11 protein-coding genes and 2 pseudogenes are annotated in these 12372 nt (G+C 62.0%); 7 read left to right on the top strand and 6 right to left on the bottom strand.

The features are described 5' to 3' along the window. Nucleotides 1–155: 155 nt before the first annotated feature. The 3 genes from QR290_RS19805 to QR290_RS19795 all read right to left on the bottom strand — a co-directional run bounded on the left by QR290_RS19805 (nucleotide 156) and on the right by QR290_RS19795 (nucleotide 2575). Nucleotides 156–968: an alpha/beta fold hydrolase gene (locus QR290_RS19805; RefSeq protein ID WP_289203414.1), complete on the bottom strand. Its 813-nt coding sequence runs from the start codon at nucleotides 966–968 to the stop codon at nucleotides 156–158. An 84-nt stretch (nucleotides 969–1052) separates the two neighbouring features. Next, complete coding sequence (gene queD, locus QR290_RS19800) at nucleotides 1053–1409, bottom strand: 6-carboxytetrahydropterin synthase QueD (RefSeq protein WP_007955941.1); 357 nt, start codon at nucleotides 1407–1409, stop codon at nucleotides 1053–1055. Between the two features lie 86 nt (nucleotides 1410–1495). Next, entirely contained in the window at nucleotides 1496–2575 is a 1080-nt protein-coding gene (locus QR290_RS19795) for a patatin-like phospholipase family protein (protein WP_115078590.1), read from the bottom strand. A gap of 149 nt (nucleotides 2576–2724) precedes the next feature. On the opposite strand from QR290_RS19795, the gene QR290_RS19790 reads away from it, so the two are divergent. Genes QR290_RS19790 through QR290_RS19775 form a run of 4 tightly spaced genes read left to right on the top strand, consistent with a single transcriptional unit; the run spans nucleotide 2725 to nucleotide 5344 of the window. Beyond that, complete coding sequence (locus QR290_RS19790; protein ID WP_289203413.1) at nucleotides 2725–3036, top strand: PepSY domain-containing protein; 312 nt, start codon at nucleotides 2725–2727, stop codon at nucleotides 3034–3036. After that, the gene (locus QR290_RS19785) at nucleotides 3036–3362 is read left to right on the top strand and encodes a PepSY domain-containing protein (protein WP_115078588.1); all 327 of its coding nucleotides are present in this window, start codon (nucleotides 3036–3038) and stop codon (nucleotides 3360–3362) included. The genes QR290_RS19790 and QR290_RS19785 overlap by 1 nt, the downstream gene beginning before the upstream one ends. Before the next feature lie 3 nt (nucleotides 3363–3365). Further along, nucleotides 3366–4034: a response regulator transcription factor gene (locus tag QR290_RS19780; protein ID WP_115078587.1), complete on the top strand. Its 669-nt coding sequence runs from the start codon at nucleotides 3366–3368 to the stop codon at nucleotides 4032–4034. Beyond that, nucleotides 4031–5344 carry a sensor histidine kinase gene (locus QR290_RS19775; protein ID WP_115078586.1) on the top strand — a complete coding sequence of 438 codons (1314 nt, stop codon included), beginning with the start codon at nucleotides 4031–4033 and terminating at the stop codon, nucleotides 5342–5344. The genes QR290_RS19780 and QR290_RS19775 overlap by 4 nt, the downstream gene beginning before the upstream one ends. 205 nt (nucleotides 5345–5549) lie before the next feature. Here the strand turns inward: QR290_RS19775 and QR290_RS28775 are convergent, their stop codons facing one another. Next, nucleotides 5550–6305 (bottom strand): methyl-accepting chemotaxis protein, encoded by a 756-nt coding sequence (locus QR290_RS28775; protein WP_371807414.1) that lies wholly within the window; start codon nucleotides 6303–6305, stop codon nucleotides 5550–5552. 102 nt (nucleotides 6306–6407) lie between these two features. Further along, nucleotides 6408–6554 (bottom strand): annotated as a pseudogene (locus tag QR290_RS28770) (HAMP domain-containing protein); the annotation flags it as partial. Nucleotides 6555–8011: 1457 nt separating this feature from the next. Between QR290_RS28770 and QR290_RS19765 the strand changes: the two are divergent. The 3 genes and pseudogenes from QR290_RS19765 to QR290_RS28760 all read left to right on the top strand — a co-directional run bounded on the left by QR290_RS19765 (nucleotide 8012) and on the right by QR290_RS28760 (nucleotide 11156). Then, the gene (locus tag QR290_RS19765) at nucleotides 8012–9328 is read left to right on the top strand and encodes a Na+/H+ antiporter family protein (protein ID WP_115078584.1); all 1317 of its coding nucleotides are present in this window, start codon (nucleotides 8012–8014) and stop codon (nucleotides 9326–9328) included. Nucleotides 9329–9449: 121 nt separating this feature from the next. Then, a pseudogene (locus QR290_RS28765) lies at nucleotides 9450–10226 on the top strand (cache domain-containing protein); the annotation flags it as partial. 84 nt (nucleotides 10227–10310) lie between these two features. Then, on the top strand, nucleotides 10311–11156 hold the full coding sequence (locus QR290_RS28760; RefSeq protein WP_435875100.1) for a methyl-accepting chemotaxis protein: 846 nt from the start codon (nucleotides 10311–10313) through the stop codon (nucleotides 11154–11156). Nucleotides 11157–11342: 186 nt separating this feature from the next. Here the strand turns inward: QR290_RS28760 and QR290_RS19755 are convergent, their stop codons facing one another. Further along, complete coding sequence (locus tag QR290_RS19755; protein WP_289203410.1) at nucleotides 11343–12278, bottom strand: LysR family transcriptional regulator; 936 nt, start codon at nucleotides 12276–12278, stop codon at nucleotides 11343–11345. Nucleotides 12279–12372 lie beyond the last annotated feature (94 nt).

The following is a 12372-nucleotide window of genomic DNA, read 5'->3' as shown; positions in this document are numbered from 1 at the left end:
AAAGGGGAGGACGCGAAGAGGTTGCAGCGGTCGTGCCAAACGCAATGTTGCGGGTATTTATAGACGAGGCTCGGATGATCGGCGCGAAAGCAGTGCATTGGACGCTGCACCGAACCAAGTGGGAGCAGCTGTTCCCACAGGGTCACGGGATTGGATCAGAGGAACCGCAGCAGGGCGGCAACAATGGCTTCAGGCGCATCTTCCTGCACCAGATGCCCGGCGTTCGGAATCGGGTGAAACTTCGAGCCCGGAATCATCTTGTGCAACTCGCGTCCGCGTTCGATGGGAATCCACTGATCGTCTTCACCCCAGAGAATCTGCACCGGGCAACGAATCGTCGGGTACAGCGGCTGCGCTTCCAGCGTGTAGCTCTGGTCCATCTGCGCGATCTGCCGGTAGAACGCCGCTTGCCCCGGATCGCCCAGCCATGGCTGCACGTAGGGCGCCAGTTCATCGTCTGGAATATCCCGATGAATCGCCCCGCGGATGTAGGCCGGCACGATGGCGCGCTGGATGTAATCCGGCAGGCCGCTGAACGCCGCTTCATGCTGGCGCACGTGCTGCACGAAAGGCGAACCCCACGGCGTCAGCGCGACCGGGTCGATCAGGGTCAGGCTGCGGTAATCCTTGCCGTTGAGCAGATGCGCGCGCAGCACGGTGGCACCGCCGAAGTCGTGGGCGACCACGTCCGGGCGTTGCAGGCCCCAGTGATCCAGCAGTTGCGCGAGCAATTCGTTCTGCACGCCGAGGGAGACGTCGGCGTCCGGTTGCTCGGATTGTCCGTAGCCCAGCAGGTCGAAGTAGTGCACGCGGTGTGTGGCGAAAAAATGCGGCGCGATGCGGTGCCAGACGTAAGACGAGAAGGGCGTGCCGTGCACGAACACCAGCGGCGGGCCGTCGCCGCGCACCCCGTGGCGAATCTGTCGCCCGTTGAAATCAAAGACCTGATCCAGCAGCCAGTCCGTCATGGGCCTGTCCTCTTGGCGGGTTCGAGCCAAAAAGCATAGGCGTAAAAAAACCACCGGTCTCGGTGGTTTTTTGTGTCGCGGGAATTACTCGCCGCGATAGATGCAACCGCTGGTGCAGGTCTCATGGATGCGGATCGCACTGAGTTCCGGCAGCAGGGGCTTCAATTCATTCCAGATGAACTTGGCCAGCACTTCGCTGGTCGGGTTCTCGAGGCCCGGAATGTCGTTCAGGTAGTTGTGATCCAGACGCTCGTACAGCGGCTTGAAAATCGCCTTGATCTCGGAGAAATCACGGATCCAGCCAGTGTGCGGGTCGAGGTCGCCGCTCAGGTGAATCGCCACTTTGAACGAGTGACCGTGCAGACGTCCGCACTTGTGGCCGTCCGGTACGTGGGGCAGGCGGTGGGCGGATTCGAAGGTGAACTCTTTGAAAATTTCCACAGTGATTTCAGCTCTGTTCAGATGGCGTTCGCCGCAGCGAATTCGGGCAGGCGGCGAGTTTATCAGCTTGTTCCCGGCTGTGCTGACTAAAGGGTCAGCAAGCGCTCGGCGAGGCGACCATTGGCAGTCAGTTCAAGGAATTCGTCGCCCATGCGGCGGCTCTCGTCCATCGCCGCGCGCCAGTATTTCTGCCGGCTCGGCGCATCGCCCATGAAGCGCTTGAAGTCGTTTCGGTCGGGGAGTTTGCCGTAGGGCAGGCGCGCCAGGTATTCCTTCGACGGCGCGAGCAACAGCACGTCCTGCAAGCGTTCGACCGAGGCTTTGCGCCATGGCAGGGTCTTGTCGAACCAGCCCGGAATCACCCGGTCGGTGAAGTGCGGATAGAGCACGATGCCGTCGCCGCTGTAGGGCAGATCGAGGTGATAGTCGAGCAGACCGCCGTCGCGGAAGGTGCCGGCACCGGCACCCGGCAGGTCGCGCACGCCTTCCATGACCATCGGGATCGAGCCCGAGGCCAGCAGCGCCTGGCGCAGGTTCGTGGCATCGAGGGCGACGAAACGCGACGGGAAGTCATTCAACGCATGCACCGGCGGCGCCAGGCGCGGGTCGTGGATGATCAGCCGTTCGAAGTGCCGCGACAGCCGCGCGCGGCCCCGCAGGTTGTCGGCGATCACCGAGCCCAGCGCCAGCCCGAGCCGGCCGCGATGGTCGTCCGCCAGCCCGCCGTGGCTTTTGACCACCATGATGTTCAAGCGGTAATGGGCGTTGCTCAGAAGGCTGGCGTCGCGCCCGTCGAGCAAGTCATCGAGCATGCGCTGCGAACTGCGGCTGACGTCGCCGATGGTCACGCCTTTGTTGAAGTTCTGCTCGGTGTACAGATGACCGAGGCGGCGGATGCCTTCGGCGGCGTCCGGCAGGCAGGCGCTGGCGAAGCGCCAGGAGCCCACCGACGCACCGATCAGCGAACGCTCACGCGGCGTCGCCGGCAGCCACTCGCCGAATAACGCCAGATCCAGCCCCTGAATCCCCAGCGCCTTGGGCCCACCGGCGGCGCCGGGCAGGGTGCCGACGTCGGCGGCGTTCAGGCCTTGGGCGCGAATGCGCGCCATGGCCCGGGGGCCGGCCTTGAGGGTGAGGGACGGGAACTTGATGTGAATGGCGGTCATACCGGTCTCGATCGTTAGCAAGCGAAAGATTATAAGCACATGTTGCCGGCTCTGCAGGAGCAGGCCCAATGATGGCCATTCAGTTTCAGTTAAGTTCCCATCGCTAAGGTGGCAGCCAAGGAAGCAACACCCCACAGACGGAGACCTCCATGAAAATCCTCGCGAGCCTGTTCATCGCGTTCCTGCTACTTGGTCTCACAGCCAACCGTGGTCATACCTGCGACCTGCACGCAGATGAAGCCCGGAAACTGATCGACGCTGGTACCATTGTGCCGATTGAAACCGTCAAGGCCACGGCCATGGCTCGCCATCCGGGTTCGACCCTGATCGATATCGAACTGGAAAAGCGCTATGGCATTTACCTGTATCAGATCGAGCTGAAAGACTCGCAAGGTGTGGAATGGGAGCTGGAACTGGACGCAAGCGACGGGCTGCTGCGCAAGGACCATCAGGACACTTAATGAAATTGTTTTTGCCTAATTCATCGACGCGCGCCACCGGCCTTCTGGCCCTGGCGCTCGTTGCATTCTGCTCGGTGACGCTTGCGCGCGACCTCAATCAGGACGAAGCCCTTCGCCTGCGTCAGCAGGGCGTGATTCTGCCGCTGGAGCAAGTGCTGCATAAAGCAATGGAGCGCTACCCCGACGCGAAACTGCTGGAAGCCGAGCTTGAAGAGAAGCACGACGTCTACATTTATGAAGTCGAACTGCTGACCGCCGAAGGTGTGGCTCGCGAGCTGCATTTCGAGGCCGCCACCGGCAACCTGATCAAAGACAAGGAAGACTGACTGATGCGCTTGCTTCTGGTGGAAGACCACGTACCGCTGGCCGACGAACTGCTCGCCGGCCTGCAACGTCAGGGCTATGCGGTGGACTGGCTGGCGGACGGGCGCGATGCGGTCTATCAGGGCAGCAGCGAGCCCTACGACCTGATCGTCCTCGACCTCGGACTGCCCGGCGTGCCGGGGCTTGAAGTGCTGACGCAATGGCGCGCCGGTGGCCTGACGATTCCGGTGCTGATCCTTACTGCCCGCGATTCCTGGGCCGAACGCATCGAAGGCCTGAAGGCCGGTGCCGACGATTACCTGACCAAACCCTTCCACCCCGAAGAACTGTATTTGCGCATTCAGTCGCTGCTGCGTCGCTCCAAGGGCCAGGCCAACCAGCCGACGCTCAAGTCTGCAGGGTTGCATCTGGACGAGGGCCGCCAGTGTGTAGTGCGCGACGGCGCCGACATTCAGCTGACCGCCGCCGAATTCCGTCTGCTGCGCTACTTCATGCTGCATCCGGAACAGATTCTTTCCAAAAGCCACCTCGCCGAACACCTTTACGACGGTGAGACCGAGCGCGATTCCAACGTGCTTGAAGTCCACGTCAATCACCTGCGGCGCAAACTCGGCAAAAGCGTGATCGAAACCCGTCGCGGCCAAGGTTATCTGTTTGGCGGACAGGCTTCGTGAGATCGATCCAGCGCCGCTTGAGCCTGGGTCTGATCAGCGTGATGGTGATCGTCGGCCTGGTGCTGGCGCAAACCAGCCTGTGGCTGTTCGAAGTGGGCTTGCAGCGTTACCTCGAAGCCGGCCTGCGCAACGACAGTGAAAACCTGCTGGTGGCGCTGGTGCGTGGCCCGCAGGGTCTGCAACTGGATGAGCGGCACCTGTCGCCGGCGTATCAGCGGCCGTTTTCCGGGCACTACTTCCGTATTGATTTCGCCGACAGCCACTGGCGTTCCCGCTCGCTGTGGGATCAGGAACTGCCGATGCTTGAACACCCTGGTCTGCACAGCAACCTGCAATTGGGGCCGGACGGTCAGCAATTATTGGTGCTGCGTTCGGACTATCGACGGCTCGGTCAGTCGATTTCCATCAGCGTGGCCCAGGATTACACGCCGGTGCGCGAGAGCTTCCAGCGCATGCGGCAGATTGGTCTCGGCCTCGGGCTGGCCGGGTTGTTGCTGATTCTGTTGCTGCAACGCCTGACCGTGCGCCGCGCGTTGCGGCCGCTGGAAAAAGCCCGTGAGCAGATCGCCCAGTTGCAGCAGGGCCAGCGTTCACAACTCGATGAACAGGTGCCGGCGGAACTCGAGCCTTTGGTGGCGCAGATCAACCATTTGCTGGCTCACACCGAAGACAGCCTCAAGCGTTCGCGCAATGCTCTGGGCAATCTCGGGCATGCGCTGAAAACCCCGTTGGCGGTGCTGCTCAGTCTGGCGTCGAGTGAAAGGCTCGACGCACACCCGGAACTGCGCAAGATCCTCAAGGAGCAACTGGAGCAGGTTCAGCAACGGCTGAACCGCGAGCTCAACCGTGCGCGGCTCTCTGGTGATGCGTTGCCGGGAGCGTTGTTCGATTGCGATGCAGAGCTGCCGGGGCTGTTGTCGACGTTGAACATGATTCACGGCGAACATTTGGAGCTGAGTTACGTGGCGCCGCCGGGCCTGCAATTGCCCTGGGATCGGGAAGATTTGCTGGAACTGCTTGGGAACCTGCTGGACAACGCCTGCAAGTGGGCGGATGCCGAGGTGCGGTTGAGTGTGGTCGAGACGGCGGAAGGTTTTGTGTTGAGCGTGGAAGATGACGGGCCGGGGATTCCCGAGGCTCAGCGGGTTCAGGTGTTCAGCCGGGGGACGCGGCTGGATGAGCAGACCCATGGGCATGGCTTGGGGCTGGGGATTGTGCGGGATATTGTCGAGACTTGGGGCGGGGTTTTGGTGTTGGGGGAGAGTGAGTGGGGTGGGTTGAAGGTGGAGATTCAGTTGCCTCGGCGGTGAGGTTCAAAAGCGCCCTCACCCTAACCCTCTCCCGGAGGGAGAGGGGACTGACCGAGTTGTTTTTCCGAGTTACGCCGACCTGATCTACCGAGTTGAACTCAGGTTTTGACAACGACGGAGATCGGCTCCCTTTCCCCCTCGCCCCCCTTGGGGGAGAGGGCTGGGGTGAGGGGGATCGATTTAACTGACACCCCACATTCAAGAATCAAACCCGAAACTGATCCATCAAACTCTGCTGCTGATTCGCCAGACTATTGAGCGACTGACTCACCCGCGCCGATTCATTCGCCTGTCCCGACAGCGACTCCGTCACATCACGAATCGTCGCCACGTTGTTGTTGATCTCTTCAGCCACCGCGCTCTGTTCCTCGGCAGCGCTGGCAATCTGCAGGTTCATGTCGCTGATGACTGTCACCGCATCGCCGATCTGGCGTAGCGCGGTAACCGCTTGACCAACCTGTTCGACACTGCCCTGGGCCTGACGATGGCTGTTGCCCATCGAGCCGACCACGTCCTGGGTGCCGTTCTGTAATTGCTCGATCACCTGGCGGGTTTCTTCCACCGATTCCTGGGTGCGGCGGGCGAGGTTGCGCACTTCGTCGGCGACCACCGCAAAACCGCGTCCGGCTTCACCGGCACGGGCGGCTTCGATGGCGGCGTTCAGGGCCAGCAGGTTGGTCTGTTCGGCGATGGCGCGGATGGTTTCCAGCACGGTGCCGATCTTCTCGCTGTTGGCGGCCAGGCCTTCGACCTGCACCATCGCGGCGCTCATGTCGGCGGCGAGGGTGTCGATGCTGGCGGTGGTGCGGTCGATCACGGTCAGGCCCTGACGGGTGGCGCGGTCGGCATCCTTGGCGGCTTCGGCGGCTTGTGCCGCGCTGCGGGCGACGTCCTGAGCGGTGGCGCTCATTTCGTGGGACGCGGTGGCCACCTGATCGACCTGACGGTATTGCTGTTCCATGCCGGCGCTGGTCTGGGTCGCAATCGCCGAAGACTGGTCGGCGGTGTTGCGCGCATCCTGCACCGAGCGTTTCACCTCGGCGATGATCGGTTGCAGCTTGTCGAGGAAACGGTTGAACCAACCGGCCAACTGGCCGAGCTCATCCTTTTTGTCGTAGGCCAGGCGACGGGTCAGGTCGCCTTCACCGCTGGCGATGTCTTCCAGCATGTGCGCTACGCCGAGGATCGGCTTGGTCACGCTGCGTGCCATCAGCCACACCAGCAACAGGCCGATCAGCGCGGCGAGTACGCCCAGGCTCAGTTCGATCAGGGTGCCCGAAGTGTTGCTGGCATCCAGTTGTTGCTTGAGCGCTTCGGCGCGTTCCACCAAGACTTTTTCCGGCACATCGAGCAGCACGCCCCACGACGGGCCGCCGGGAATCGGCTGGAACGGCGACAGCACTTTCAGCTGCGCGTTGCTGTGCAGGCTGCTGACGGTTTGGCTCGAAGCGAGCAGTCTCAGCAGTTCAGCGCCGCTGGTGGTGTCCACGGCATCCAGGCGCTGGCTGAGTTTATTGGCGTCCGGGCTGTATCCGGCGAGCAGGCCGGCGGGGCTGATGATGCTCACGGCGGTCTGGCCGTCATAGAGCTTTTTGCTGGCGCTCTGGCTGATCGCTTGCAGGCTGTTGAGGTTGATGTCCACCGACAGCGAGGCGATGACTTTGCCGTTGACCATCAGCGGGAACACGATGCTGGTCATCAGCACCTTTTGCCCGTCGATCACATAAAAGTAGGGTTCGATCACGCACGGCTTGAGCGTGGTGCGCGGGCAGGTGAACCAGGCGTTGGCGGCCTGGCCGCTGGGGCCGGTGCTGGTGTCGGCCATGTCGCTTTCCGGCAGGGCCATCGAGGTCACTTTGCCAGGGGTCGGTTGCGACCAGTACAGGGCGAAACGGCCCTTGTCGTTGCTGCCGAGTTCAGCCTGGCCGGCAAACAGTTCGTCTTTGCCGTCCAGCGCGTTGGCTTCGAATACCAGCGACAGGCCGAGCAGATCAGGGTTGGCCTGCAGCGCCGATTTCACCTGACGGGTCATGTCTTCGCGCAGGTCGAAGGCATCGAGGAAGCGCTTCTCGGCCTGTTCGCGCAGGAACAGCACCTGACGCGAAAAGCCGTGGCCATATTGATAGGCGTCCATGAACTGCTGGCGAATGCCCGCCGCCTGAACTTCACCCTGGGACTCGATGCGAGCCTGGGCCGATTCGGTGAGCATTTCCATGCTCGAAGCCTTTACCAGTTCGGAACTGTGCTCCATGCGATACAGCGAAAGACCCACCAACAGGGTCACGATACCGGCCAGGCAGAGCCCGGCGAGCAGGGTGATTTTCCATTGGATGGAAAGTTGTCTGAGCGACATGGAGACGTCCTTATTCGATAAATATCTGAGACTTTGCACTGTAACGGCCGCGTTTCGACTTTCTTTATGGCGTAAGCGCAATATGGCGAATTGACGCATGTTGTGGCGGATATGCCTTGTTCGTCGGTTTGATCATGGAAAGTTACACAGTGCCCCGACCGCTCGCTTTGACACTGCGCCCGCTCTGCGGCACAGTGCGCGCCCTTCTAATAAGACCCTCTATGCAAATCCGCTGGCGACCCTCGTGGCTTGTCGGCCGGACTCATCCTGTCTGGCGGTGAATGGCTTTACCGTCGTGTTTTTGAGGTAGTGAAATGAATGCAGTGATTGCTGCGGTCGGCGTCATGCTGATCCTCAGCCTGTCCCGGGTGCATGTAGTGATCGCGTTGATCGTCGGTGCGCTGGTCGGTGGCCTGACCGGTGGTCTGGGCATCGACGCCACGCTCAAGGCTTTCAACAGTGGCCTGGGTGGCGGGGCGACGGTGGCGTTGTCCTACGCGTTGCTCGGCGCTTTCGCCGTGGCGATTGCCAAGTCCGGCCTGGCCCATGCGCTGGCCGACAAGGCTCTGGCGATGGTCGACCGCCAGCATGCGACCGGTGGCGGCAGCGTCAAATGGCTGCTGATCGGCCTGCTGTGGGTGGTGGCGATTGCCTCGCAGAACATCCTGCCGATCCACATCGCGTTCATTCCGCTGCTGGTGCCGCCGCTTCTCTATGTACTGACCAAGCTGCAACTGGACCGCCGGCTCATCGCCTGCGTCATGACCTTCGGCCTGATCACGCCGTACATGTTCTTGCCAGTGGGCTTCGGCAACATTTTCCTCAACGAGATCCTGCTGGCCAACGTTGCCCGCAGTGGCGTGGACATCAGCGGTATCAATGTCACGCATGCCATGGGCATTCCGGCACTGGGCATGCTGGCCGGTCTGGGCATGGCGTTCATCAGCTATCGCAAGAAGCGCGTCTACGACCTGGGGAAAATCGAGCAGGTCGAGCAGGTGGCGGTGCAATACAACCCGCGAAGCCTGTTGATCGCCGGTGTCGCCATTGCGGCGGCCTTCATTATTCAATTGCTGCTGGACTCGATGATTATCGGGGCACTGTCCGGTTTCCTGATCTTTTCGGCATCGGGCATCGTCAAATGGCGCGAGACGGATGACCTGTTCACCGAAGGCATGAAGATGATGGCGATGATCGGCTTCATCATGATCGCCGCTTCCGGATTCGCCGAAGTGATGAAGGCCACCGGCGAGGTGCAGACGCTGGTCGAGTCTTCGGCGTCGTGGATCAATCACAGCAAGGGCATCGGTGCCTTGCTGATGCTGCTGGTCGGTCTGCTGGTGACCATGGGCATCGGCTCTTCGTTTTCCACGGTGCCGATTCTGGCGGCGATTTTCGTGCCGCTGTGCGTGCAACTGGGCTTCAGCCCGATTGCCATCGTTTGCATCGTCGGCACGGCCGGTGCCTTGGGCGATGCCGGTTCGCCCGCGTCCGACTCGACCCTCGGCCCGACCTCCGGTCTGAACATCGACGGCCAGCACCATCACATCTGGGACACCGTGGTCCCGACCTTCCTGCACTACAACCTGCCGTTGCTGGCGTTCGGCTGGGTGGCCGCGATGGTCCTCTGACTTGATCGTTGATCGTTCCCACGTTTCGCGTGGGACGATCTCAAGCCCCAGCTCAACTTTTGGTTTCGCGTGCCGTTAAAGCCTTTAACCACGCCAACAAAACCAAAAAAGTGAGCCCCCAATGCGCCTGAGTCTCAAGGCTAAAGTCCTGTCCCTTGCCGTCCTTCCGGTCTTGCTCTTTGCGCTGGTGATCAGCCTGACCACGCTGTTCATCCTCCAGGAACAGGCACGCAAGGAAGTCGAACAGACCCGCGAACGCCTGCTCGGTGACGCCAAGGCCACCCTGGCCAGCTACGTCGCCGTGGCCATGACCACCATCAAACCGTTGTACGACGCCGCCGCCCCCGGTGACGCCGACGCGCGGGCGCAGGTGATCAAGCTGCTGTCGAGCATCAAGTACGGCAAGGACGGCTACTTCTTCGGCTACGACTCCGAGACCGTGCGCCTGTTCAAGGCCAACGACCCAGAAGGCGTGGGCAAAAGCTTCAAGGACAACCGCGACCCGAACGGCGTCTACGTCAACCGCGACCTGGTGAAAGTGGCGAAGGACGGCACTCACTATCTGCAATACAGCTCGCCGCTGCCGGGCAATGCGCAAGTGCTGGTGCCGAAACTCGGCTACACCGAATACCTGGCGAAGTGGGACATGGCGGTCGGTACGTCGGTCAACCTCGACGGCATCGAAGCGCAAGTGGCGGTGGTCGAGGCCAAGGTGCAGGAGCGCATGCAGGGCGTGGTGCTGAGCATCGTCGGCGTGGCGGTGGTGGTGCTGCTGGTGATCGCGGCGGCGGGGATGCTGCTGGCCAACACCATCCTGCGACCGCTGACCCTGATGAAAGCCAACCTCGATGACATCGCGGCGGGCGAGGGCGACCTGACCCGGCGCCTGACCATTACCAGTCAGGACGAACTCGGTGAACTGGCCGGCTCCTTCAACCGTTTCGTCGACAAGATCCACGGCCTGGTGCGGCAGATCACCGAGATGACGTCGCAACTGACCGGCCTGGTGACGCAAGTGTCGGATCAGGCCCAGCGCTCGGATCAGGCCATGGAACGTCAGCGTCACGAAACCGATCAGGTCGCCACGGCGATCAATGAAATGTCCGCTGCCGCGCAGGAAGTCGCCAAGAGCGCACAGAACGCGGCCGTCGCCGCACAGCAGACCGACGAAGAAGGCCAGACCGCCAAACGCGTGGTGGCCGGCAGCATCAAGCAGATTCATGCGCTGGTGGATGACATCCGCAGCAGCGGCGTGTCCCTCGACAGCCTGCAGCAGGACGTGTCGTCGATTGTCGGCGTGCTCGGGGTAATTCGCTCGATCGCCGAACAGACCAACCTGCTGGCGCTCAACGCCGCGATCGAAGCGGCCCGGGCCGGCGAGGCCGGGCGCGGGTTTGCGGTGGTGGCCGATGAAGTGCGGGCGCTGGCTTCGCGCACGCAGATCAGCACTCAGGAAATTCAGGGGATGATCGATCGCTTGCAGGCGGGGACGCAGTCGGCGGTCGAGGCGATGCGCCGATCCAGCGAGGCGGGTGACGGTACGTCGGCTCAGGCCAATCAGGCGGGAGCGTCGCTGGATGCGATGGCGGATCTGATTGCGACCATCAACTCGATGAACGCCCAGATCGCCAGTGCCGCTGAAGAGCAGACGGCCGTGGCCGAAGAGATCAACCGCAGCGTGCATCAGATTGCGGTGGCGGTGGATAACGTGGCGGATGAGACCCAGTTGGGGGCGCAGACTTCGAGGAGTCTGGCGGAGTTGGGGCAGCGGTTGGGCAAGTTGGTTGGGCAGTTCCGAATCTGCCCCCTAAAGGCCCCCTCACCCTAACCCTCTCCCGGAGGGAGAGGGGACCGACCGAGTTGTCTTGCGTTATACATCGACCTGAAAAACCCAGTCGATTATGGATTCAAAGCTAATCGCTCACGTCGGTGCATTTCTTAAATATCCCCCAATCGGTCCCCTCTCCCTCCGGGAGAGGGCTAGGGTGAGGGTGGGCTTTTGACTTTGGCGAGCTCAGGGTCTGTCCCAGTAGGGAACTTCGCCGAAGCACTCGATGAAAAAGTCAATCACCGTCCGCACCTTCACCGACAGCCGCCGGCTCCCCGGCCACAGCACCGAAATCTGCTGCGGCTCCACACTGTTCGACACCTGATAATCCCCCAGCACCGGCACCAGCGTGCCCTCACGCACCGCCTCGCCGATCAGCCATGACGGAAACATCACCAGCCCCAAACCCTGCTCGGCGGCCTGGGTCAGGGTATCGGCATGGTTGCCGGTGATCGGGCCTTTGACCGAGTACGGCGTCCACTCACCCTGACCCTGACGGAAGAACCAGCGCTGCTGACCGGTCGCGCCCTTGTAGGCCAGGCACTGATGGCGCGTGAGGTCGTCGGGGAGTTGTGGCGTGCCGAAACGCTTGAGATACGCCGGGCTGGCCGCGACCTGAAAGCGGTGCGGCGCAAGGATTCGGGCCTGCATGCTCGAGTCGTGCAACGGGCCGATGCGGAACAGCAGGTCGGCGCCTTCCTGCAGCGGATCGATGTAGTGGTCGGTCTGCTGGATGTCCAGTTGCAGCTTCGGATAGCGCTCGTAAAAACGGCCGAGCCATGGCGTGAGGTGACGCTGACCGAACACCACCGGGGCGTTGATCCGCACCAGCCCGGTCGGTTCGCTTTGCTGTTCCTGCAACGCCTGTTCGGCTTCTTCCAGTTGCACCAGTACCAGCCGCGCGTGGTGGCCGAGCATGCGCCCGGCTTCGGTCGGCGTGACCGCGCGGGTGTGGCGGTAGAGCAATTGCTGATTCAGCGCCTGTTCCATCAACTGGATCTGCCGGGAAATCGAGGAGGGCGCCACGCCCTCGCGGCGGGCGACTTCGGAAAAACTGCCGTGGTCGAGCACCGCCACAAACAGCCTTAGCGCCTTGAATCCCAGTTCGTTGAGCCCGTGCATCGTCTGTCCTGCTGTGCGAGTTGCGCAAAAGTGTTGTCCGGATGCTCCCATTTATCGCACAGCTGCGCCAGCCGATAATCCGCGCCATCGTTTC

The organism is Pseudomonas fluorescens (genome assembly GCF_030344995.1).
Lineage (GTDB): Bacteria > Pseudomonadota > Gammaproteobacteria > Pseudomonadales > Pseudomonadaceae > Aquipseudomonas > Aquipseudomonas fluorescens_BF.
Note: the sequence above shows the minus strand (reverse complement) of the source record. Positions and strands in the feature narration are given on the sequence as shown.